A 396-nucleotide genomic window follows, 5' to 3' on the forward strand; every position below is an offset into this window, starting at 1 on the left:
CGAGGACGTTGGTGAGCATCTCGGAGACGAGGAGCACGGCGGAGTCGACCTGGTCGGCACAGGTCCAGTCGTGGAGGAGTTCGCGTACCTGCTGGCGGGCGCCGGCGATGCGTTCCGGCTCCGCCTGGGCGATGGTCAGGCCGTCGCGCCAGCCGTTCTCCGCCGCGCGGATGAACCCGTAGACCAGCGAGGCCATACCGGCGGTCGAGGTGAGCGCGCCCGCGATGTCGAACCGTCCCGGGTGCCGCTCGGACTCGCTGATGTACAGGGAGACGCGCGTAGAGGCGCTCCAGGGCATCGCCCACACCGTCGACAAGTACCGCGACCGGGTCCTCGCGCTGCGCCTCGGCGTCACCGACTTCTGCTCCTCCTACGCGCTGCGCCGGGCGCCCGACA

2 pseudogenes are annotated in these 396 nt (G+C 71.0%); one reads left to right on the forward strand and one right to left on the reverse strand.

The window, feature by feature from the left end:
• Positions 1–268: pseudogene (locus tag PUR53_RS47935) on the reverse strand (hypothetical protein); the annotation flags it as partial.
• Here PUR53_RS47935 and PUR53_RS47940 point away from each other — a divergent pair.
• Positions 189–396 (forward strand): annotated as a pseudogene (locus PUR53_RS47940) (HpcH/HpaI aldolase/citrate lyase family protein); the annotation flags it as partial. The pseudogenes PUR53_RS47935 and PUR53_RS47940 overlap by 80 nt on opposite strands.

Origin of the sequence: Streptomyces sp. SP18BB07, assembly GCF_036322545.1 — a bacterium.
GTDB lineage: Bacteria > Actinomycetota > Actinomycetes > Streptomycetales > Streptomycetaceae > Streptomyces > Streptomyces deccanensis.